The organism is Gammaproteobacteria bacterium (genome assembly GCA_009838035.1).
Classification (GTDB): domain Bacteria; phylum Pseudomonadota; class Gammaproteobacteria; order Steroidobacterales; family Foliamicaceae; genus Foliamicus.
Window position 1 is genome coordinate 1 of sequence record VXSK01000030.1, and the last position, 22,059, is coordinate 22,059.

Consider the following 22,059-nt stretch of genomic DNA (forward strand, 5'->3'; position numbering starts at 1 on the left):
GGTGAAGTCGTAACAAGGTAGCCGTACGGGAACGTGCGGCTGGATCACCTCCTTTAAGAGCAAAAACCCTCGGTCTTTGAAGGACCGGTTCTCGGGTTCCCACACTCAAGCTTGTCGCCTGTTTTTCCCCTGGGCGCGAGGGCGCCCCGCCCTCAACGAATCCTCGCCCTTCCAACCCGGTTTGTAGAAACCGCGCCCGTTCGGCTATCGTTGCCCGCGGGTCGCCGAAATCGACTGCATCCCGGAAAGGAAGGAGGACTGAATGACTGCGTTCATCGTTGTTGCGGCGCGCGTGGACAAGCGCACCGAAGGATTTATCGAGTATTCAAAGCGCGCCGGTGAGCTGACCAGCCGCTGCGGGGGCGAGTACATCGTGCGCGGTCCCGCGGAAACGGTCCTGGAGGGCGAGATGTGGGGCCAGCGCCCCTGCGTCATATCGCGCTGGCCTTCGCTGGAAGCCGCCAAGGCGTTCTGGAACAGCGAGGAGTACCAGGAAGTGCTCAAGCCGCTGCGAGCCGACACCGGCCTCTACGACGTGGGCCTGTTCGAGGGCACTTGAGGGTCCGCGTCGGCGCCGGCTGTCGTATCGTTTCGCCTGTTCGGGGGCGCTGTCCTGAAGGGTCGGCGGTATGGCGATGCAGATCAAGCACGGATTTCCCCCGATCTTCGATCCGCGCGCAAGAGTGCTTATTCTCGGATCCTTGCCGGGCGACGAATCGCTGCGCCGGGGCCAGTATTACGGTCATCCGCAGAACCAGTTCTGGGCGCTGCTTGGGGCCGTTTTCGGGCGGGACTTGCCGCCCCTTGAGTATGAGCGCAAATGCGCGTTCCTGCTGCGAAAGCGCATTGCGCTTTGGGACGTGCTCAAGGCGGCCGAGCGCCGAGGCAGCCTCGACACCGCCATTCGGAAGGAGCGCCCGAACGATCTGCCTGCGCTGTTCGGCGAATTGCCCGGCCTGCGCGCCGTGGGATGCAATGGCGGCAAGGCGCATCGATCCTTTCGCAGGCACTTTGGCGCCTGGCTGAATGGGTTTCCGGGCGAGATAGAGCTTTGCCGCTTGCCTTCATCCAGCCCGGCCTATGCCGCCATGCCGCTGGAGGCCAAGGCTCGGCAGTGGCGGCAATTCCTGGACGCTGCGCTCTCGGATTCGTAGCCGATCCGCAGAGTACGATTTGATTGGAATTCTTGCGAGGCAATTATTGTGAAGATTGAAGGATGCGTGGCGCTGGTGACCGGATCCAACCGGGGCATCGGCCTGGGTTTCGTCAAGGTGCTGCTGGAGAGGGGCGCGAGCAGGGTGTACGCCACGGCGCGGGACGCCTCCAGCCTGCCGGCCGTCGTGGACCTGGATCCGTCGCGGATCACCGGTTTCGTCCTGGATATCGACGATGACGCGCAGCGCCGCTCGGTCGCCGGGCAGACGAGCGATACCAGCCTGTTGATCAACAATGCGGGAATTTCCGGCAGCGAGAACGAGGATGAGCGGCGCTTCCTGCGCGCTAGCAGTCTTGACGACGCGCGTCAGGTGATGGAAACGGATTGCTTCTCGCCGATCGAAATGTGCCGGCTGTATTTGCCTGACATGGTGAAACGCGGCGAGGGCGGCGTGATCAACATCCTGTCCATCGGCGCGATTTTCTGCCTCCCGTCACACGCGAGCTATTGCGCCGCCAAGGGCGCGCAGGCCCTCATGACCATGGGTCTTCGCGCCGACCTCGACGGGACCGGCGTGGATATCGCCGGCGTCTATACCGGCGGCGTCAGAACCCGCATGTCGGCCCGCGACATTCCCACGTTGCTTACCCCGGAAGAACACGCAAGGGACGTGTTCGATGCCTTCGAGGCTGGAGAGCGGCATATTTTTGCCGGCCTGGGCGCCGATCAAATGCGCGACACGATCCTGGCGGACCCCGGCGCTTTTGAGCAACGGCAGATCGAACGCTTCCGCAATCCCGAGAAGGCCTGGGACTAACGGCTCTTCCAGCGCCACCAGAGGACGGGGCCTGTCAGCACCAGCAGCACGGCCAGCCCGCCCACGAGGTCGTTGACCCACTTGAACTGCTCGTGAATGATGTTGCCGGTGTGCACGTCCACCACGAACAGGTAGAAAGTGGCGCCCGACAATTGCGGTGACTTCATGTCCGTCAGTTCGAAACAGCCCGACGGCAGCTCCATGTAAAAACCCCTGCTGTTCTTCAGATAGACGGCGGAATCGAGCAATACGCCGTCGCTGATCATGGTCGCCGGACCGTTGATCTGCGACCATTCCGTTTCGCCGTCGCGCCGCTGAAGGTGCATTCCGCGGTTATTGCTGAAGAACACGCGGTCCCCTACGCGGAACAGGTTGCCGCCCTGTCCGCCGGTATCAACGTCGGCGTCCCAGGTTCTGCCGCCGTCGTCCGTATGCAGCAGCCCGAGCCGGGTGCTGACGCTAAGCCGCCGTGGCTCCCCGGGATACGCCACGACCTGATCCAGTTCCTCGCCGAGCGACCGGTACTGATAGACGGGCGTCAGGGACGAGCGATCCATCGGCACGTCCCGCGCCCAGTTTCCGAAGCCGACAACGTGATCCAGGATGATTCCGGTCACGCTCAGGTAAACGATCGGTATGAGCGCCAGAAGGCCGAACACGGTGGCATGGGTGCGGTACAGCCACCGGTGTGTCTCGCGGCGCACCCGGGGTCCCGGTCCGGACCGGCGCCGCCAACGCCACGGCAGGAACCAGTAGAAAAAGCCGCTGACGGCCAGGACCGCCATCGCCAGGCCTCCCAGGTCATTGATCAGCGTTGAAGCCGTGCGGCCGAAGATTCCGTAGCCGAAGTGAAGGTCGAAGACGAAGTCATAGACGCTGACCTGTTCCGGCAGTCCCGTCACCGTGACCCGATCCAGATTGAGCCATTCAATCCGGGAGGGGTCGCTGCGGCTGATGCGGAAAACGCTTTCATGGCCCACCACCCCGACCAGTTCATCCGGGCGGCTGCCGCGGGCAAGGCTGCCGATGCGCGTCCCCTTCAGTGCGAAGCGCTCGATGCCCATGCCCTGTCCGGTTGTTCGCCACAACCCGTCGTCGGTGGCCACGACGATTCCTTCGAGGCTGCCGTCGCCCGGGCGAACGAAGCGCAGCACCTGTGGCTTTTCACCCCCGGGAAAGGAAACGTCGCGCCAGTTCTCGCCGCCGTCCTCGGTCAGCCACAGGCCGCGCTCGGAACCGCCCAGCCACCGATTCGGCCGTGCTTCGTCCACCGCAACGTAACGCATGACCGTGGCCGGCAGCAGCCGCGCCACTCGCGGGGAGAGCCAGGATTCCGGAACGGTCATCTGCCGCTGCCAGCGCCACTCGTCGTGATCGAGCAGAATGCCGCTGACGCCCAGAACCAGCAGCCACGCGCCCGCGGCAAGCCCCGCCCACTTGTGCAGTGTCAGCAGCGCCCGATTCAACGCCGTTCGCCGCTTCGGTCCCCTTTTGCGACTCATTGCATCGCTGGCCTCATTCGGGGCACGACAAGCGCACCCTGCTTGGCTTCAGGATCAGAAATCGTATTGTGAGCGCTCGGGCTCGGTCAGTACCACGAACGGGGAGGAGTCCGGCACCACGCGCAGGAATACTCCCATTGGCTGGCTGTCGTCGGTCTTCACCTGGTCCCAGCGCAGCTCCTTGTCCTCGCCGCAACGCTGGATCGTCTTGAACCAGAGGATGCGGCCGGGCTCTTCCGGCAGGAGCGCGCGGAACATGAAGCGTCCGAATCGCCGCGTCGGCAGTTCGGACCCGGTCCACACGATCTCGTCCACAGTCTGCTTGATCTCGTAACCTTCGCCCATTTCAATCGGCGGATCGAGTTCGCGCATGATCGTCTCGGCCTTCCATTCAGGATCATGCGCGACAGTCACGCGCATGACGCCTTCGGGGATCTTCACCCGCACCTCGGTCGTTGGATCCGATCCGCAACCGTGCGGGACCCGCACCTCCACATCATGGAACCAGCCCGCCGGCATGTGGGTCATATGCACATAGGCGTGCCCCAGCGCCGTCCCGCTCAAGCCGGCCAGAACGGCCACAGCCGCCAGCCTCGCCAGTGATCTCTTCATCGCATTGCCCTCCGCTTGTCTCCTGGTGCCCCGGTCAGGGAAGATACCCGAAACTCCCGGGGCGCACCTCTCGCGCAAGGTACACGGACTCCTCAGGATTCTGCTCCGGCTTCGCCGTTTTCCGGGCGGCTGGTAAGCTTTGGGGGGATTCAAGACGGGGGTTGAATGAAAGGCAGCCGGCTTACGCTGGTACTGATGAGCATGTTGACTGCTCTGTTCGTCCTGCGTGTATGCGCACAATTGCTGCAGGCGCTTTTCCCCGTGGACTGGATTCCCGAATTCGAGGCTTGGCATACCGGCTTGCTGCCCTACCCGGTCCTGCTCGCCAGCCAGTTCGGCATTGTCGGGCTGATGAGTTTTGTGCTGCACAGGGTGCGAAACGGCACGATAAGGGCAAGGCCGTGGAAGTACCGGGTTTGTCTTGTTTTCGGCGGCGCCTACTTTGCCGTCATGGCCTTCCGCTGGTTGGCCGGCCTGACCATTCTGGCCGATCAGGCCTGGTTCGCGAAGTCGCTGCCGGCCTTCTTTCACCTCGTTCTCGCCTCGTTCATTCTGTTGCTTGGTCTGCATATCCGCCGGCGGAAACGAAACCCGAAGATCTTCAGCTACTCCCCGCGCGGCTAGGGTTCTCCGGTCTGCCGGCGATCCGGTTTGCTTTTGCCTGAGCGGTCTTTCACAATGACGCCGCCCGATTTCGGGGCCGCCACACCGACAGGAATCGATTGAAAGCGCAATGAACCAGCCAGCCCCGCACGTCGAATACCTCGCAGTGCACAAGCGCTACACGGAGTCCGACTGGGTCGTGCGCGATCTCGACCTGGTGTTGAATCGCGGCGAGTTTCTGACGCTCCTGGGCCCGTCGGGTTCGGGCAAGACGACCTGCCTCATGATGCTGGCCGGCTTCGAACCGCCAACCACCGGCGACATCCGCATCAACGGAGTCTCGGTTGCCGGCCTGCCGCCGGACAAGCGGGGCATTGGCGTGGTCTTTCAGAATTACGCACTGTTCCCCCACATGAGCGTGGGCGCGAACCTGGCCTTTCCCCTGGAAGTGCGCGGCCTGAACGCCGAACAGCGTCGCGCGCGCGTCGCGCGCGCGCTGGAGCTCGTGCGCCTGGAAGACTTTGAGGACCGCCGGCCGAACCAGCTTTCCGGTGGACAGCAGCAGCGCGTGGCCATTGCCCGGGCGCTGGTGTTCGAGCCGGAACTCGTGCTGATGGACGAACCGCTAGGCGCACTGGACCGCCGCCTGCGCGAGCAACTGCAGTACGAAATCCGGCGCATTCAGCGGCAGCTCGGGGTTACGGTGCTGTACGTCACGCACGATCAGCAGGAGGCCATGGCGATGTCCGACCGCGTGGCCGTCTTCCGGGCCGGCCGCATAGAGCAGGTGGCGACGCCGGAAGTCCTGTACGAGGAACCGCAGAGGCCCTTCGTGGCCAGCTTCATCGGCGAGAACAACCTGTTGAAGGGGCGGATCGTGTCGGTGGAGCGCGGAGTGTGCGAGGTGGAAGTAGCGGAGCAGCGTTTGCAGGCCGCCCACATCGCCGACCTGCCTCCGGGCAGCGAAACGCTGGTCGCCATTCGCCCGGAGAGAGTCAACATCGCGCCGCTGTCGATGCAATATTCGAACGAGTTCGACGCGCTGGTGGAGGACATCAGCTTTCTCGGCGATCATCTGCGCGTCCGGCTGGAGGTTTGCGGCAGTTCGGATTTCATCGCCAAGATTCCCAATATCGTGGGGCATGGCGGCATCCTGCCGGGAGATTCGGTCCGGATCGGCTGGGGCGCGCTTGACTGCCGGGCCCTGGAGGCCGAGGCCCTTTGACACCTGTTGCAATAGAAGGGGGTAGCGTAATGAGTATTGGTTTTTCCGGTCGATTCCGGGGGAAGGCGCCGTCGGTATGGGGCTTCTGTCTGTTCGTCACCTGCCTGGCGCCGGCCGGCGCCGCGCTGGCGGAGGCCATCACGGTCGTGTCCTGGGGGGGTTCGTATGCGCGCGCCTGCCAGCAGGCCTATCACGAGTCGTTCACCGACGAAACCGGCATCGAGATACTGCTGGAGGACTACAACGGCGGGCTTGCCCAGGTTCGTGCCCAGGTCGATGCCGGAGCGGTGCATTGGGACGTGGTGGACATGGAGATGCCGGATGGCTGGCTGGCCTGTCAAGAGGGCCTGATCGAACTGCTGGAGGTGACGGAGTTGCCTGACGGTGTGAACGGCGAGGCGCCCGAGGACGACTACCCGAGCGAATACGTTACCGAGTGCGGATCCGGAGTGACTTTCTATTCGACGGTAGTTGCTTATAACTCGAATTACATGACCGGGCCGCCGCCACAAACCATCGCCGATTTTTTTGATCTTGAAAAATATCCCGGCCGCCGCGGCATGCGACGCTCGCCTTTCGTCAATCTCGAATTCGCATTGCTTGCCGACGGTGTGGCGCCGGACAGGATTTACTCTGTGCTGGCGACTTCCGAGGGCTTGGATCGAGCCTTCGCCAAACTGGATACGATCAAGGATCAGGTAGTGTGGTGGGAGGCGGGCGCCCAACCGCCGCAACTGCTCGCTGATGGCGAAGTCATCATGAGCACCGCCTATAACGGCCGGATATTCAACGCGCAAGTGCTGGAGAACCAGCCCTTTGTTATCGTGTGGGACGGGCAGGCGCTGGACAGCGGCTTTCTGGCGATCGTCGCCGGAACGCCCCGTTTCGAGGCGGCCAGGCAGTTCGTTCTGTTCGCCAACCGACCCGAGTCGATCGCCAATATCAGCAAGTACATCTCGTATGGCCCGGTTCGCCAGTCGCCTCGCGCATTGGTGGATCGCCATCTCGCCACCGGCGTGGAGATGCAGCCGCACATGCCCACCTCACCGGCGAACATGAAACGCGCTGTTCGGTTGGATTGGCGCTGGTGGAGCGAAAACCGGGACGACGTGTACGAACGCTTCAGCGCCTGGCTGGCGCGCTAGCCGCCGGTCCGGACCCCAAGGCTTGAAGCGCATTCTGAATTTGTCGGCGACGGCGCCCCGGTTGGGCGCGCTGGCCCTGGTGTTGCCGTTGCTGGCCTTCGTTACGGTCAGCTTCGTTGTCCCCCTGGGAACCCTGCTGGGCAAGAGCGCGTACCAGCCGGAAGTCGCCCGGGTCCTGCCGCAGACGATCGCGGAGCTCAGGGACTGGACCGGCGAGGGACTTCCGTCCGAGGATGCCTTCGCCGCCATGGCGCGCGAGCTGGCGGCGCTTACCGAAAACCGTCCCGAACTGGCCCGTGTCGCCGGGGCCGTCAACCGCGTGCAGAGCGGGATGCGGGGCGTTCTCAATCGCACGGCGCGGCGATTGGCGAGAGCCGGGCAGGCAGGCTCATGGCGGGAAACCCTGGCCGGAATCGATTCCGACTGGGAAGAGCCGGCAACCTGGCTGGCGATTCGGGAAGCCGGCGCCCGCTTTACCCTGCGCCACTACCTGCATGCTTTGGATCTTGAACAACGGTCCGATGGCGGCATTGCGCCGAAGGCGGCGGACGAACGCGTTTATACGCCGCTGATGTGGCGCACGCTGCTGGTCAGCCTGGGCGTGACGCTGCTGTGCCTTGTGATCGGCTATCCCATTGCCTACATGATCACCGCGGCGCCGCCCGCCCGCGGCAGGATTCTGCTGTTGCTTGTGCTGGTCCCGTTCTGGACCTCGCTACTCGTGCGAACGACCGCGTGGATCGTCCTGTTGCAACGCCAGGGCGTCATCAACGGGTTTCTGGTGTCCCTGGGCCTCGTTCCCGACGACGGGCGCCTGCAGATGATCTACAACATGACCGGCACCTTTGTGGCCATGACTCACGTGCTGCTGCCTTTCATGGTCCTGCCGCTGTACTCGGTAATGCGCTCCATTCCCCGATCGCACATGGCTGCCGCCGTGTCCCTGGGCGCTGCGCCTTTGCAGGCCTTTCGCCGGGTCTATCTGCCGCAGACCCTGCCGGGCATCGGCGCGGGCTCGCTGCTCGTCTTCATACTGGCCATCGGCTACTACATCACGCCGGCGCTGGTGGGCGGACGCACCGGCGAACTGATTTCGAGCCAGATTGCCTATCACGTGCAGACCTCGCTGAACTGGGGTTTGGCCGCGGCGCTCAGCAGCATTCTGCTGGTAGCCGTGACGGCCCTGTACCTGGTCTACAGCCGGGCGATCGGTATTGAACGGATGAGGCTGGGCTGAGGTGCGGGCAATGGTCGGCAGGCGCATGGGCCGCTACGGCTTCAATGCCTTCTGCGTGGCGGGGTTCATATTCCTGCTGGCTCCGATCCTAGTTATCGTGCCCCTGAGCTTCAACGCGGAGCCGTATTTCACATTTACCGAAGGGATGCTGCGTCTGGATCCCGAGGCCTGGTCGCTGCGCTGGTATGAGAGCATCGCCGAGGACGAGGCATGGCGCCGCGCATTGGTCAACAGCCTCATCATCGGTGTCGCCGCCACGGTGCTGGCGACCACCCTGGGCACGCTGGCGGCGCTCGGCCTGGCCAGCCCGTCCATGCCGGGGCGCACACTGGTTACCGCGCTGCTGATTTCGCCCATGATCACCCCGATCATCATCGTGGCGGTGGGCGTGTTCTTCTTCTATTCGGGTCTCGGCCTGGGACAGACGCATGCCGGACTGATCCTTGCCCACGCGGCGCTGGGCGCGCCGTTCGTGGTGATCACCGTTACCGCCACGCTGGCCGGGTTCGACCGCACGGTCCTGAGGGCGGCCGCCAGTCTCGGCGCCGGTCCCATGCGGCGCTTCTTCCGGATCCAGTTGCCGCTCATCTCCCCGGGCGTCTTCTCCGGAGGCCTGTTCGCGTTCGCCGCATCGTTCGACGAGATCGTCGTCGTGCTTTTCCTTGGCGGACTGGAGCAGCGCACGATACCGCGCCAGATGTGGGCCGGCATACGCGAGCAGATCAGCCCCGCGATTCTGGCCCTGGCCGTTTTTCTGATCGCCTTCGCCGTCGTGGTCCTGCTGACGGTGGAATGGTTGCGGAATCGTACCGCTTCCGAGCAAAGATCGGTACATTAGTGCCTAGTGACCGAAGGCAACACATGAGACACATGAGTACGCGGGGCACGCTTTTGGCCGCCTCGGCCTACCCGATCGTCATGGCTCTGGCATGCGCGTCGTTCGCGGGCTTCTCCCGGCTGGGCCTGATCACCTCGCTGAGCGCATACGCAGCCGTGCTGCTTGGAGCGATTCTGATCACCTGGCACGAGCTCAAGCTTCCGTACCGGCGCGACTGGAAGCCGGCCGCGCCGGAGGTAGGCGTTGACGCCATGTTTCTGGGCGCGGTGCAGATCGGCGTGCCCCTGCTCCTGAGCGTTACGCTGGTGGTGGAGCTGGCGGACTGGTTGCGCGCCCAGGGTCTCGTCGCAGCGGATTTCTGGCCACATCAATGGCCGGTTTGGGCGCAGGCGGCGCTGATGATGCTGACGGCGGATTTCGGGCGCTACTGGCTGCATCGCGCTTTCCACAAGTTCTCACCGATGTGGCGGCTGCACGCCGTGCATCATTCGCCGCACCGCTTGTACTGGGTCAACGTCGGCCGGTTTCATCCGCTGGAGAAGGCCATCCAGTACTGCCTGGACGCACTGCCGTTCGCGCTGGTCGGCGTTTCCGGCGAAGTCCTGGCGGCGTATTTCGTGTTCTACGCCGTCAACGGCTTCTATCAGCATTCCAACTGCCTGGTGCGGCTGGGTCCATTGAATTACCTGATAGCCGGGCCCGAGCTTCATCGCTGGCATCACTCCGAATTGCCGGAGGAATCCAACAACAACTTCGGAAACAACCTCATCGTGTGGGACCTGCTGTTCGGCACCCGGTTCCTGCCCGAGGAACGAGAGGTCGGGCCGCTGGGCCTGGTGAACCGCGCATATCCGATGGGGTTCTGGGCGCAGATGCGAACTCCCTTCATGCCGGACATTGAAAGCGCTGCCGGCGACCAGTGACCAAAGAACGCCCGCCGCTCAAGTACGCAGCGCTGCGCGCCGCCTTGTCGCTCCGGTTCGACGGCCGGTATCAGTCGCTGCTCAATGCCACCGGGAACCCGCGTAAAGCACAAGAGGCGCTGTTGCGCCGGATCCTGGTCACCAACGCCAACACGCATTTCGGAGCCCGCCACAATTTCAGGCAAATCCGGAACCCGGGGGCGTATCGGCGAGCGGTTCCCGCAAAGACCTACGAGGATCTGCGCAAGTACGTGGAGGTTCAGGACCGCACGGGAGAGCCGTACCTGACCGCCGACCGGCCGGTCTATTACCATCGCACCAGCGGCACTCTCGGATCGGCCAAGGACATTCCCGTAACCAGCGCCGGACTCGGGCGGGTCAAGGAGAACCAGCAGCTGTTCGCCTACTCGGTGGCCCGGGGGACCCGGGCTTTCGAAGGTCGGGTGCTGGGGATCACGGGGCAGGCGGTGGAGGGACTGATGCCGTCCGGCGTGCCCTATGGCTCGGCTTCGGGCCTCTTGTACAAGCGGATGTCGAAAATGGTGCGCAGGAAATACGTATTGCCTCCGGAAGTCGCGGACATTGAGGATTACGATCTGCGCTACTTCGCTACCGCGGCCTTTGCGCTTGCCGAGCGCAACGTGACCGGCATAGGGACGGCCAATCCCTCTACGCTGGTGCGTATCCTCGACCTGATCCAAAGCGAGCCGGAGGCACTGATCGAGGCAGTCCACGAGGGCCGACTGCCCGATGGCGCCGACCTGCCCGCCGAAATCACGCTGACTCCCGATCGCGGCAGGGCGCGCGAGCTGGAGGGCCTGCTCGCGGCCAACGGCGGGCTGGACTACGCGGCAATCTGGCCCAACCTCAAGGGGATCATGACCTGGACCGGCGGCAGTTGCGGTGTTCCCCTTCGCCGGCTGGCCGGTTCCATTCCGGCCGGGACTTCGATCATCGAACTGGGTTACATCGCCAGCGAATTCCAGGGCACGGTCAATATCGATGCGGCCGAAAATGTCTGTGTACCGACCTTGCTGGACAACTTCTTCGAGTTTGTCGAGCGCGAGGCCCGGGAGGCGGGCGGCAGGGACTATCTTCTGCTCGACGAGTTGCAAGAGGGTTGCGAATACTACGTTTTCGTCACCACCCAGGACGGCCTGTACCGCTACGACATGAACGATATCGTGCAGGTCACGCGAATGATCAACGCAACGCCCTGCCTTGAGTTCGTGCAAAAAGGCAAAGGGGTGACCAGCATTACGGGCGAGAAACTCTACGAGAAGCAGGTGCTCGATACCGTGATGGCGGCGACGGCCCGTCTGGGCGTTTCGCCGAAGTTCTTCGTCATGCTGGCCGATCAGGAGGAGGCGGCGTACACGCTCTACCTGGAAGCCTCCAGGCGTGAGCCGTTTGATTCGTCGGGCCTGGCCAACGCGGTGGACCGCGGATTGCGCGAGGCGAATATCGAATACGACGGCAAGCGCGGCAGCGGCCGGCTGTCCCCGGTCGAAATCAAAAAGCTGCGCCCGGGAACCGGCGGGGAATTCCGCGCCGACCGGGTAGCCGCCGGACAGCGCGACTCGCAATTCAAGTACCTGCACCTGCAGTACGCGCACGAATGCCCGTTTGACTTCAGCGCGCACGCGGAACCGGGCTGAAGGCCCGGCGGCCGTCCATGCGTATCGAAAGCGTTGATGTCCGGCGCTTCCCCGTGCCGTTCAGGCTGGTCTTCCGGCACGCATCGGCAAGCCGCTCGAAAGCCGCCAACGTCATAGTTGCGGCCCGGGGAGCGGAAGGACAAACCGGCTACGGCGAAGGTTGCCCGCGCGAATACGTGACCGGCGAAACCGTAGAGTCCGCTGCCGCGTTCATCGAGAAGCACAAGCCGTCATTGATTCGGCAAGTTGAGGACCTTGAGGGGCTGTGCGCATGGATCCGAACACACGGCGATGAAATCGACGCGAACCCCGCCGCCTTCTGCGCGCTGGAGATCGCGGTCCTGGACTTGTTGGGCAAGATTGAGCAGCAGCCCGTCGAGGGATTGCTCGGCATTTCCCGCTTGAGCGGTACGTTCAGCTACTCGGCTGTCCTAGGCGATGCGTCACTTTCTTCCTTTCAGCAGCAGGCGGAACAGTACTGGCGAATGGGCTTTCGCGATTTCAAGGTCAAGGTTTCCGGCGACGCGGGGAAGGACCGACGCAAACTGGCGCTGCTGACCTGTCACGGCGACCCCGATCTGCGGATTCGGCTTGACGCCAACAACCTGTGGCAGGACGCGGCCGACGCCGTCGGCTACCTGAAGTCCCTGGACGCGCCTGTCTTCGCCGTCGAAGAGCCGTTGCAGAGCGGAGACCTGGAAGGATTTCGACAGGTGGCCCGGGAATGCGCGGTCAGGATCATTCTGGACGAAAGCCTGGTTCGCGCCAGGCAGCTGAAGGCGCTGGACGATCCCGAATGCTGGATCGTCAATCTCCGCGTGTCCAAGATGGGCGGAATCACTCGGTCGCTGGAATTGGCGCAAGAGGCAACGCGGCGGGGGATCGGCCTTATCGTGGGCGCCCAGGTGGGCGAGACCAGCATCTTGACGCGCGCCTCGCTGGCGGTGATGAACGAGTATCGGCAATCCCTTGTCGCCGCGGAAGGCGCCTTCGGCACACTTCTGCTGGAGCAGGACCTGACCGAGCCCTGCCTGATGTTCGGCGCCGGCGGAACACTGAACGCGGAAAACGACCTCGACATCACACGGTCCGGACTCGGGCTACGGATTAACGAAGCTCAACTCACCCCCGTCTGATCCTCCCGCGCTTCCTGAGGTCGCGCAGGATCTCGCGCGCCGCGTTGCGCCCCGGGATGCCGCTTACGCCGCCGCCCGGATGCGCTCCGGCGCCGCAGTGATAAAGACCGGCGATCGGTCCGCGGTACGCGGCGTGGCCCATTACCGGGCGGTTGCTCCACAACTGGCCTGGCGTGTGGGCGCCATGAAAGATGTCGCCGCCGGGAAGGCGGAAGCGTTGTTCGAGATCGGCCGGCGTGAGTATCTGTCGGGCGATCACCGAACGGCTAAAGTTGGGGGCGACGCGGTCCACGGCGGCAAACACGGTATCGGCGGCTTCTTCGCGGCGCTGCTGCCAGTCCCGATGGCGGGGAAAGTGCTGGCAGAACAGGCTGGCTACATGCCTGCCCTCGGGCGCCAGCGTGCCGTCCACGGTCGATGGGATCAGCAGTTCGATCACCGGATGCTCGGACCAGTCTCCGCGCCGCGCATCCAGATACGCGTTCTCCATGTAGTCGAGGGTCGGGGCGATGACAATGCCGGCGCCGTGGTGGTCCTGGATTCCGGCGCCCGGCTTGCAGCTGAACTCGGGCAGTTCCGACAGGGCCACGTTCATGCGCAGCACGGCCGATTCCGTGCGGGTTCGTTCGATCCGGCCGCGGAAATCGGCATCGAGTTCGCTGCTGTCGATCAGCTCCAGGTAGAGCAGTTTCGGCGCCAGATTGGCGGCGATCGATTTGGCGCGGCGGACAGAGCCATCGGCGAGCACGGCGCCTTGTGCCTGGCCGGCCTCCACTATCACCTCCACGACTTCGGCGCCGGTCTCCACGATGACGCCCAGGTCACGCGCTTGTGCGAGCATGGCCTTGGTAATAGCGCCCGTTCCGCCGATCGCGTGTCCCCACACGCCCTTGCGGCCTGCGATTTCACCCAATGCATGGTGCAGCAGCCCGTAGGCGGTTCCCGGCTCGTGCAGCGAGGCGTGGTTGCCCACCACGGCGTCGAAGGCGAAAGCCGCCTGGATGTGCGGGTTCTCGAACCAACTCTGCAACAGGTCTGCTATCGGCGTCAGGAAGAGATCCGCCAGTTGCCGCTGCCGGCGCATACTGAGTCGCGTGACGTCGTTGCCCGCCAGGGCGGCGCGGACCCAATCGCGGAGGCCGCCGCCCACGTTCGGGGGCGGACGGTGCATCTGCCGGAGAACGATGTTGCCGATGTCCCGGATCATGGCGCGAAAGTCGGAGAGCGCTTCCGCATCGCGCGGCGAGAAGCGGGCGAATTCCCGCGCCGTTTCCGCGTCATCGTTGTCGATGGACAAGGATTCTCCGTTCGGCAAGGGCAGGAAGTTCGCCATCGGTCGCGGGACGATCCGCAGACCGTACTCGTGCAGCTTGAGGTCGCGGACAATCTGGGGGTCCAGCAATCCCACGGTGTAGCTCGCGGTCGAATTGCGGAAACCGGGATGGAATTCCTCGGTGACTGCCGCGCCGCCCACGATGCTCCGGCGCTCGACTATGCGCACGCGCTTTCCGGCGGCAGCCAGGTAGCAGGCGCAGACGAGACCGTTGTGGCCGCCACCCAGAATGAGAACGTCGTCTTGCGCGTTCACCTGAAGGCGGGAATGACCTCCTCGCCCATTAGGCGAATCGCTTCTTCCGGATCCGGACCCAGGGGACCGCCCAGGTTCACCTCGTTGACGCCGGCGTCCGCCAGCTCATGGATCTGGTCGATGACTTCCGCAGGCGTTCCGGCAATACCGAGGCGCAGCATGTCCGGTGTGACACGCGCGCGCGCCGCCTCCATTTGCCCTGCGTCCACCAGCTCCCGCAACGGGGCGAAATCACTGGCTCCGAACCCGATCGTACGCAGCGCACGGTCCTCGAGATACGGCCCGAAATAAGCGGCCAGGTTCTTCATGACTTCCGAAGCCGCGGCCTTCTCCCTGGAGAGCGACAGCCAGCCACAGCCGGACACCACGTAGTCGGGCGCCGGATCTGCACGCGCAGCCAGTCCTTCGCGAATCGGCGCGATCATCTGCCTGGCCGACGCTGGAGGTGTGATCATCGGCAGGCTGCCGTCGCCGATTTCGCCGCTCAGGCGCAGGAAGTCCTCACCGAAGGCGGACAGGTAGATCGGAATGTCGGGGCGTAGCGGCTTGAACCGCAGATAGCACTCCGGGCCCCACTGAAACACCTCGCCGTCGTATTCCATGACCTCCCCGCGCCACAGGCCGCGGATCAGGTGCACGGCTTCGCGGTGGCGCTGCAGGTAATCGGTGGCGTCCACGCCGGCCCAGCCGATCATGTCCAGCGTGTGCAGGCCCATGCCGAGAATGAAACGCCCGCCGGAAAGCTCGTCCAGCGTCGCCGCGTACGTGGCGAGCTCCACGGGATGTGTGGTGTAAGGGTTTGTGCCGACCGATCCGATCCGGATGCGTTCGGTTGCAGCTGCGACCGCGGAAGTCGTCACCCAGGTGTGGCGCATGAAGGTGTCGTGCGGGAACCAGACGCTGTCGAAACCGGCCTTTTCTCCGGTGACGGCCAGCCGTACCAGCTCCGGTACCGGACCCAGGTACTCGATCAGTCGCAGGCCGAAACGCATGGTTCATTCCGGGCACGCGAACGTCGAAAGCTCTGGAGGAGCCGGGCGTCTAGTAATACGCGGCTTCGGATTCGACTTTCGGGGAGTAATCGGCCAATTCCGGCGGGAGCACCGGGTTCAGCTTGGCGTCCCAACTGAACAGGTGTTCGCCGGGCTGAAAGTCGGTTGACAGCGGTCCTCCCTGGGTGCGGAAGAACAGCAGGTTGCCGGTCTTGGAGCCGAACGGGCCGTGAGGCATGCCGGGCGGCCTCCAGAAATACGCGCCCGGTTTCATCAGGCCGGTATCGCCGGTCAGGTCGCCCGTGATCAGATACATCTCCTCCACCACGGGGTGAATCTCGATCACGTCATTGCGCCACAGCGGGGGCGCCGAAAGCACCCACGTCTGGTCATGGGTATGCGGATCTTCGCGGCAGATGATGCGGGAAAACTTGCGGAACCCGTCGAGCATCCCGTCGCCCTCGTCCACGTCAACGCCGAGCTCGCGCAGACTGGTGTCCAGCTTCGTGCCGAGCACGTCCACCTTCTCCACGAAACGCTCGTCGTCGTCGTCCGGCCCTTCGCCGGCCGAAGTCTCCGGCACGCCGGACACGAAAGTGAGAGCTACGGCGCCATTCCTGCTCGATGCGCTGTGCCGGGTGTGACCGGCCGGGATGTGGCCATAACAGAGTTCGCCGTACTCGACGCCGTTGATTTCGAGGTCCCCGTCCAGCACCAGCAACTCTTCATCGGTGCTTACGTGCTCGGTAGATGTGCGCGACCAGCCTGCCGGGTAACGCACCATCGTGCTGGCCGCGCCGGTCTCGTCGTCCTCGCTCAGGATCTTTACTTCCGCTCCGTCAAACCGGCCGCTCCATAGGTCGTCGCGCCAGGGCACGGCCTGCGACTGGATAAATTCGATGTGGGGCCTTGCCATTGCGTCCTCCCGAAACTTCAGGAAAGCAAGAATGCCACAGATTTGCCCGCCGGGCAGCAATGCCCGGCGCCGCCGGATGATTGATCAGGAACCTGTTTCCAGGCTGGAGGATTACTGGCCGATAACGGTAATGGCTGCCGTCACCGGTACGCGCTCCGGCGGATAGCAATAGTCGGCGTCGCAAACCTGAATGCGCAATTGACCCGATACGTCAAGCTTTCCGGGAACGGCATCTTCATCGACGCTCAGCCGAGCCTGGATCACGGCGCCATCCTCAAAAACCGGCAGCGGATCCACGGAGTACCACTCGATCACCTCGGTCGGCCGGGGGTAGATCACCTGTTCCCACACTACGCCTTCAACCGAATCGGGGAAAAACGTCGTTGGAATCAACGCGGAATCCCTTGGCGAGTCCGAGTTTGCGTGCGTGCCGGGGACCAGTTCCAACTCGATCTTCATGAGGGCTTGCGCCCCGGCCGTCAACTTCCCGGGATTGACGGACGCGATTACGCCGGCATGACCGGGTGCTTCAACTTCCGCCTGCTCGGGACCCGGCGACACAGCGTCCAAAACGAGCCCGCCTGCCGCGCTCTTTTCGGGCAACAGCGATTCGATCTGGAGTTCCAGTGTCCTGACTTGCGTTCCCGCGATCGGCGGGAGTCTGAGGACTTTTCGGCCTTCGATATCGAGAAGGAAATTCGTCGGCATACCCCGGGCCTGAAACTCCGACTGGGCAAACTCCATATCGCTTCGCAACTGGATGAAATCGAATCCATTGCCGGTAGCGTAGGGCAGGACGAACTCGTCTTCTTCCGGGTGTACGTTGAGCGCAAGAATCTCGAACCCCTCGGGACCGTACTTCTCCAGGACCTTCTGCAGCTCAGGATTCTCGCCCCGACACGGCCCGCAGAATGGGTACCAGAAGTTCAGGAGCACGACCTTGCCCTGGAAATCCGAAAGCGACACCCGCTCGCCGTTGTCGTACCGCTCAAAGGAGTAGTCCATGATTTCCTCCGCGTCCTCTTCCAGCACATTTCTGATGTCTGCTCGGACGGTCTTTTCGTCTTTTTCGAGTTTCTCCGCGTAAAAGAATGCCGCCCCACGCACCCTTTCCGTCGGCTCCTTCGCCGCCAGCGGAAGCAGATACTCGTAGGCATCTACGGTTTGGCCTGCGCCGTCCAGCGCCCTGGCCCAGGTTTCATGGAACACGTTGGCATTGACGAATCGTGGAATCGTCGCGTCCTGCAGCAACTCCACGGCCTGCTGAAACTGTCCGTCGGCGATCAGTTCGTCGGCCTTCATCACGTTTTGCTGTAAGGCCAGCCGCTCGTTCCAGTGCGTCGCGCTCCAGCCATCCGGTTCTTCGGCCGTCGCCGCGACCATCTGCTCGGCCAGGGCGAGCGCCTTTTCCGGCTGCGACTCCGAGTACAGGTTCGCCAGCTGCGTCATTCCGGATCCGGACCAATCAAATTCTTCGGGCGGGTAGGTGGTGCGCAGGCGCTCATAAATGGAAATCCGCTCATCACGGTCCCCGGTACGGTAGGCGAGCCAGTAGAGCGACTGTGCGCCTCGCTCGCTCTCGGGAAACCGCTCGGCAACTTCAAGGGACTTTTCCCGCCACAACGCCGGGTCGGCCTGGTGCAGTGATGCCGCGTAGTAGAACGCCTTGTCGGGGCTGTCCGGCGCTGCTTCCACCGCCTTCTCCAACAACTCCAGTTCCAGTTCCTTGTCGCCGCTGACATCGGCTATAAGCGCCAGGGTGCTGTAGCCGTCGGAAAGGCCGGGATCCAGGGCGAGCGCTTCATTGGTGTACTGTCGGACCTTGTCGTAGTCCCGATACATGTAGAGTTGGCCGATTGCCCACTTGTAAGCGGCGGTATCGGACGAATCCCGTGACCACTCCTCGTAGAGAGCAAGCAGATTCTCAAAGGACTCGTCCGCGGTGGCTTTCAGTGCCGCATTGCGCTCTTCTTCATCCAGTTCGGCGCTGATCTCCGATCTGCCGAGGTCCTGAGACGCAAAGATGAACATCCGGTGCGCCTGGGTGTTGTTGGGGTCGAGTTCGATCGCGGTCCGGAAGTGTGTGACAGCGTCCGCGGCGTTGCGCTCCCGAAACGCGCGCTGGCCTTCTTCATAGCTGGCCTTCGACGCTGCAACTGCTTCACTCGTGGGTCCGTCATTGGCGGCTTCCGGCGCGCAAGACGCCGCAGCCAGACACCCGCCCGCAATGATGAGAGTGGCGAAAATCGTTTTCCCGGTAAGCATTTCCATAATCCCCTGCGCCAATGCCGTCAGTCCCGCACAAGTAGTGTAACTCCCCCTCGATTACTTACCCAAAATCGCAGTTGAATTGTCATTAGCTAAAATCAAGAGGCGGGGCTCTATCGCGTTCGGTTTCACGGCTGACCGCGAGGTCACTCTGACAAATGGGGGCAAATCATGCTGGATCACGTAGCAAACCGTCGCTTGGCGGTCCTTCTTCTCGTTCTCGCCGCACCGGCGGTTGGACTGGCGCAGCAGGAGGCGGATGACGCCTCGAACGAAGCAACTGCGGACGAGGCGCTTGAACTGGCGCCCCAGGTCGTAACCGGCAGCCGATTGCGCGGCGGCGTTAGCGCGTCGCCTGTATTCGTGCTTACCCGGGAGGAAATCGACCGACGGGGCCTGCAGGACATCGAGGACATCATCCGCTACATTCCGCAGAACTACTCGACGATGACCGCCGGGGGCAGCTTCGACTATCGTTCTCCGAGATTCGCGCAGGGGCTGGTAACGATCAACCTGCGGGGTCTGGGTGAAGGATCCACGCTGGTGCTTGTAAACGGCAACCGCATCGCCGCTTCCCCGGCCGAAGACGGCACCTTCACCGACGTTTCCACGATCCCCTTCAGCGCTATCGAAAGGGTTGAAGTCCTGACGGACGGCGCCAGCGCCGTGTATGGCTCCGATGCCGTGGGCGGCGTGGTGAACTTTATTCTGAGAAGGGACTATCGGGGCGCGGAATCCACCGTGCGTTACGAGAACAGCAGTTCGGGAGGCCACCGCAAGGTGGTGGAACAGACCCTGGGGCTGACCTGGGACACGGGCTCGCTTACCGCATCGGCCAACTTCTGGGAGGAAGACGCGGTGCTGGCCGCCGATGCCGGCATTGACATCGACGGTGACTACCGCGAGCAAGGTGGAAGGCGTTTTGCCGCCACCTATGGCCAGCCCGCCCTGCTCCTCAGGTTTGGTCCATTCCCTCCCAACGCGCCGCCCGGGACCCGTGTGGGAGTTCTTCCTCCCGGGGACGGCACCAACATAAACATCGACGACATCGTCTATGTAAGCAATCAGGAATGGGAAACTCAATCCGGAAATTTTGAAAGAGTCCCCACCAGCCCGGCACTGCTGGGCCCCGACCAGGCCACCCCCTCCGGCGACCATCTGGCTACGTATCTGAATTTCACGCAACAGTTGGGCGAAAACCTGTCCATTGACTTCAGCGGCATGTACAGCGAGCAGGACGACTCGCAGACTTCCCATGGGCAATCCTTCAGAGGCAACGTGCCCCCCAGCAACTACTACAACAACTTCGGCCAGACCGTTCACGCCGCCTACAGCCTGGCTCGCGAAATCTCCGAGGGCAAATTGCTTCCTTTCGTGCGCTACACCAAGTCAGACCGCCACGACCTGTCGGCCCGCATCAATTGGGATTTGCCGGTGCGCGACTGGCAGGCCCGGCTTGGCTACAGCACCGGCGAGCAAAGCCTTTACAACACCTACTTCAATACCTTCAACACCGACAGAAGGTCGCCGGAGGGATTGAAATTCCTGGAGGCGCTCGCCAGCCCGGATCAGGCTACGGCGTTCAACCCCTTTGGCGACGGCTCCGCGCAACTGGACAACCTCATGCAGTTTCAGGGAAGTGACGACCGGGGCAATCGCACGCAGTCCCAGGACGTAATTTCCCTGAACGCGGACGGCGCCTTGTTTGAACTGCCCGCCGGAGAGTTGCGATTTGCCGTGGGCGGCGAGATGCGAACCGACACGCTCGATTTTGAAGACTTCGGACTCAACCCCTTTACGTTCCGCTTCCCTGACGCGCCGGACATCGTTCCGGAATCGGACAACACGGCGTGGTTTGCCGAGTTTTCGATTCCGATCGCGCAGGGAAGACCCGGCATTCATCAGCTCAACCTGAACCTGAACGGGCGCTATGACAAATACGAGATTGACGGTCCGTTCGACGGTCCCCAAAATCCCAACAGAACCCGCACTTTCAGTGACTTCGTACCGAAAATCGGTCTGGTCTGGTATCCGGTGGAGTATCTGAAAATTCGCGGAACCTGGGGCGAAGCCTTTCAGGCGCCCACGCTGCAGTCACTGTTCAGCCCTCCCAGCTTTCTCAACCCGCCTCACACGCCGCCGTTTTTCAGGATTTTCGATCCGCTGAATCCGGATGGCCCTTTTGTTCCGGTTTTCCCGGTTATCGCATTGGGAGGCAATCCGAATCTGAATTCGCAGGTTTCCGACAACATCAGTTTCGGTTTCGAAGTTTCGCCGCCAAACGTGCCGGGGCTGTACCTGTCCGCGAACTACAACCGGACCGACTTCACCGACAAGATCGGCAGCATCTGGGACGCCCTGGGCTTCCCGGGAACTTTCGCGATCGAAAATGTGAATCTGTTCCCGGGGCTGGTCGAGCGCAATGCGGGCGGCGTACTGGTTTTGCTTTCGAATCAGGACGGCAACCTGTCGGGCAGCCTCAACGAGTCCGTGGACGTGGAGGTGCGGATGAATTTCAGCACCAATTACGGAGAATTCGTGGCCGGTATGCAGGCAACGCGGACGCTTACGCTCGAGGAAACGGCCGCACCGGGACTGGAACCGCTGGCACGGCAGGGCACAGACCGGGGTCCGCCGGAACTGCGAGCCAATGTTTATCTGGACTGGGATTGGCGGAATTGGCAGGCGAGCGTGACCGTCCGACATTCTTCCGACTACGAGAACACCGACGAACAGGCGGTTCGCCGCGATGTAAGCAGCTACACCACAGTGGATGTTCAGGGAACTTACCAACTGTACGACGCGGGCTGGCGCTTTACGCTGGGCGTCGAGAACGTCTTCGACAAGGATTTCCCGTTCTTTGACAGTTTCCAGGGCGTGGACTCCTCGCGGGTGGACTTCCGACGCCGCGTGTTTGTGTTCGACGTAGTCAAGGAGTTCGACTTGTAGATCCGGACGTGAGGCCGTCAATGCGGTACGGTATTGACGACGGGTGGATTTCGCCTACAATTGCAAATCCTCCGGCGTATGGGCACGTCGGGGATTTAGTTCTTTTACAACGGCACGCAACTTGTGCGCGCCCGTCCTTGGCGGGCCGGCATATGAGCGTGCTTCGTGCGCGGGTCTGTAGCTCAGTTGGTTAGAGCGCACCCCTGATAAGGGTGAGGTCGGAAGTTCAAATCTTCCCAGACCCACCAGGCTGGGGCAGATCCAGATAATCGGAGTGGTCGGGCCTTCACGCGGCCTTTCCGCCGCCCCCGGGGCTGTAGCTCAGCCGGGAGAGCGTCTGCTTTGCAAGCAGAAGGTCGTCGGTTCGAACCCGATCAGCTCCACCAGATTCAAACGCGTGGCCTTATCGCCGCGCCGCACTTTTACAAACAGGATTGTTCCATTGCAAAACAAGGCGGGTCCGGCTCCCAATGGGCAGGATTCGCTTGCAATGT

At 62.9% G+C, this 22,059-nt stretch carries 17 protein-coding genes, 2 tRNA genes and 1 rRNA gene; 14 read left to right on the forward strand and 6 right to left on the reverse strand.

Features of this window, described 5'->3' with window-relative positions:
• The 4 genes from F4Y72_12605 to F4Y72_12620 form a co-directional block, all read left to right on the forward strand.
• A 16S ribosomal RNA gene (locus tag F4Y72_12605) occupies positions 1-63 on the forward strand; the annotation flags it as partial.
• A 199-nt stretch (positions 64-262) separates the two neighbouring features.
• Positions 263-559 (forward strand): DUF1330 domain-containing protein, encoded by a 297-nt coding sequence (locus F4Y72_12610; protein ID MXZ29127.1) that lies wholly within the window; start codon positions 263-265, stop codon positions 557-559.
• Positions 560-635: 76 nt separating this feature from the next.
• On the forward strand, positions 636-1,154 hold the full coding sequence (locus F4Y72_12615) for a DNA-deoxyinosine glycosylase (GenBank protein ID MXZ29128.1): 519 nt from the start codon (positions 636-638) through the stop codon (positions 1,152-1,154).
• Positions 1,155-1,157: 3 nt separating this feature from the next.
• Complete coding sequence (locus tag F4Y72_12620; protein ID MXZ29129.1) at positions 1,158-1,973, forward strand: SDR family NAD(P)-dependent oxidoreductase; 816 nt, start codon at positions 1,158-1,160, stop codon at positions 1,971-1,973.
• On the opposite strand, the gene F4Y72_12625 is transcribed toward F4Y72_12620, so the two are convergent.
• Positions 1,970-3,475, reverse strand: a complete 1,506-nt coding sequence (locus F4Y72_12625) for a PepSY domain-containing protein (GenBank protein MXZ29130.1) — start codon at positions 3,473-3,475, stop codon at positions 1,970-1,972. The two genes, F4Y72_12620 and F4Y72_12625, sit on opposite strands and share 4 nt — an antisense overlap.
• A gap of 54 nt (positions 3,476-3,529) precedes the next feature.
• Positions 3,530-4,657, reverse strand: a complete 1,128-nt coding sequence (locus tag F4Y72_12630; protein ID MXZ29131.1) for a YcnI family protein — start codon at positions 4,655-4,657, stop codon at positions 3,530-3,532.
• 163 nt (positions 4,658-4,820) lie between these two features.
• On the opposite strand from F4Y72_12630, the gene F4Y72_12635 reads away from it, so the two are divergent.
• Genes F4Y72_12635 through F4Y72_12665 form a run of 7 tightly spaced genes read left to right on the forward strand, consistent with a single transcriptional unit; the run spans position 4,821 to position 12,852 of the window.
• On the forward strand, positions 4,821-5,915 hold the full coding sequence (locus F4Y72_12635) for an ABC transporter ATP-binding protein (GenBank protein ID MXZ29132.1): 1,095 nt from the start codon (positions 4,821-4,823) through the stop codon (positions 5,913-5,915).
• 29 nt (positions 5,916-5,944) lie between these two features.
• Entirely contained in the window at positions 5,945-7,060 is a 1,116-nt protein-coding gene (locus F4Y72_12640; protein MXZ29133.1) for an ABC transporter substrate-binding protein, read from the forward strand.
• Positions 7,061-7,082: 22 nt separating this feature from the next.
• Positions 7,083-8,297, forward strand: coding sequence for an ABC transporter permease (locus F4Y72_12645; protein MXZ29134.1), 1,215 nt, complete (start codon positions 7,083-7,085; stop codon positions 8,295-8,297).
• 10 nt (positions 8,298-8,307) lie between these two features.
• Positions 8,308-9,135, forward strand: coding sequence for an ABC transporter permease (locus tag F4Y72_12650; GenBank protein ID MXZ29135.1), 828 nt, complete (start codon positions 8,308-8,310; stop codon positions 9,133-9,135).
• Complete coding sequence (locus F4Y72_12655) at positions 9,090-10,058, forward strand: sterol desaturase family protein (protein MXZ29136.1); 969 nt, start codon at positions 9,090-9,092, stop codon at positions 10,056-10,058. The genes F4Y72_12650 and F4Y72_12655 overlap by 46 nt, the downstream gene beginning before the upstream one ends.
• A complete protein-coding gene (locus F4Y72_12660; GenBank protein MXZ29137.1) occupies positions 10,055-11,716 on the forward strand; it encodes a GH3 auxin-responsive promoter family protein in 1,662 nt (553 codons plus the stop codon). Before F4Y72_12655 ends, F4Y72_12660 begins: the two co-directional genes overlap by 4 nt.
• A 17-nt stretch (positions 11,717-11,733) precedes the next feature.
• Positions 11,734-12,852, forward strand: coding sequence for a hypothetical protein (locus F4Y72_12665; GenBank protein MXZ29138.1), 1,119 nt, complete (start codon positions 11,734-11,736; stop codon positions 12,850-12,852).
• Here F4Y72_12665 and F4Y72_12670 read toward each other — a convergent pair.
• The 4 genes from F4Y72_12670 to F4Y72_12685 form a co-directional block, all read right to left on the reverse strand.
• Positions 12,839-14,440, reverse strand: a complete 1,602-nt coding sequence (locus F4Y72_12670; protein MXZ29139.1) for an NAD(P)/FAD-dependent oxidoreductase — start codon at positions 14,438-14,440, stop codon at positions 12,839-12,841. The genes F4Y72_12665 and F4Y72_12670 overlap by 14 nt on opposite strands.
• A complete protein-coding gene (locus F4Y72_12675) occupies positions 14,437-15,432 on the reverse strand; it encodes an LLM class flavin-dependent oxidoreductase (GenBank protein MXZ29140.1) in 996 nt (331 codons plus the stop codon). The genes F4Y72_12670 and F4Y72_12675 overlap by 4 nt, the downstream gene beginning before the upstream one ends.
• Positions 15,433-15,481: 49 nt before the next feature.
• Entirely contained in the window at positions 15,482-16,348 is an 867-nt protein-coding gene (locus F4Y72_12680) for a DUF4437 domain-containing protein (protein ID MXZ29141.1), read from the reverse strand.
• 111 nt (positions 16,349-16,459) lie between these two features.
• Positions 16,460-18,634 carry a redoxin domain-containing protein gene (locus tag F4Y72_12685; GenBank protein MXZ29142.1) on the reverse strand — a complete coding sequence of 725 codons (2,175 nt, stop codon included), beginning with the start codon at positions 18,632-18,634 and terminating at the stop codon, positions 16,460-16,462.
• A gap of 153 nt (positions 18,635-18,787) precedes the next feature.
• Between F4Y72_12685 and F4Y72_12690 the strand changes: the two genes are divergently transcribed.
• The 3 genes from F4Y72_12690 (at position 18,788) to F4Y72_12700 (ending at position 21,951) form a co-directional block, all read left to right on the forward strand.
• On the forward strand, positions 18,788-21,565 hold the full coding sequence (locus F4Y72_12690; protein ID MXZ29143.1) for a TonB-dependent receptor: 2,778 nt from the start codon (positions 18,788-18,790) through the stop codon (positions 21,563-21,565).
• A 171-nt stretch (positions 21,566-21,736) separates the two neighbouring features.
• Positions 21,737-21,813: transfer RNA gene (locus F4Y72_12695), tRNA-Ile, on the forward strand.
• A gap of 62 nt (positions 21,814-21,875) precedes the next feature.
• A tRNA-Ala gene (locus F4Y72_12700) sits at positions 21,876-21,951 on the forward strand.
• Positions 21,952-22,059 lie beyond the last annotated feature (108 nt).

Coding starts and splice junctions, on each gene's coding strand:
- F4Y72_12625 (MXZ29130.1), bottom strand. CDS start 3,475: ATGAGTCGCAAAAGGGGACCGAAGCGGCGAACGGCGTTGAATCGGGCG.
- F4Y72_12690 (MXZ29143.1), top strand. CDS start 18,788: ATGCTGGATCACGTAGCAAACCGTCGCTTGGCGGTCCTTCTTCTCGTT.
- F4Y72_12630 (MXZ29131.1), bottom strand. CDS start 4,657: ATGCAGACCAAGCAACAGAATGAACGAGGCGAGAACGAGGTGAAAGAA.
- F4Y72_12650 (MXZ29135.1), top strand. CDS start 8,308: ATGGTCGGCAGGCGCATGGGCCGCTACGGCTTCAATGCCTTCTGCGTG.
- F4Y72_12640 (MXZ29133.1), top strand. CDS start 5,945: ATGAGTATTGGTTTTTCCGGTCGATTCCGGGGGAAGGCGCCGTCGGTA.
- F4Y72_12615 (MXZ29128.1), top strand. CDS start 636: ATGCAGATCAAGCACGGATTTCCCCCGATCTTCGATCCGCGCGCAAGA.
- F4Y72_12610 (MXZ29127.1), top strand. CDS start 263: ATGACTGCGTTCATCGTTGTTGCGGCGCGCGTGGACAAGCGCACCGAA.
- F4Y72_12680 (MXZ29141.1), bottom strand. CDS start 16,348: ATGGCAAGGCCCCACATCGAATTTATCCAGTCGCAGGCCGTGCCCTGG.
- F4Y72_12665 (MXZ29138.1), top strand. CDS start 11,734: ATGCGTATCGAAAGCGTTGATGTCCGGCGCTTCCCCGTGCCGTTCAGG.
- F4Y72_12655 (MXZ29136.1), top strand. CDS start 9,090: ATGGTTGCGGAATCGTACCGCTTCCGAGCAAAGATCGGTACATTAGTG.
- F4Y72_12635 (MXZ29132.1), top strand. CDS start 4,821: ATGAACCAGCCAGCCCCGCACGTCGAATACCTCGCAGTGCACAAGCGC.
- F4Y72_12675 (MXZ29140.1), bottom strand. CDS start 15,432: ATGCGTTTCGGCCTGCGACTGATCGAGTACCTGGGTCCGGTACCGGAG.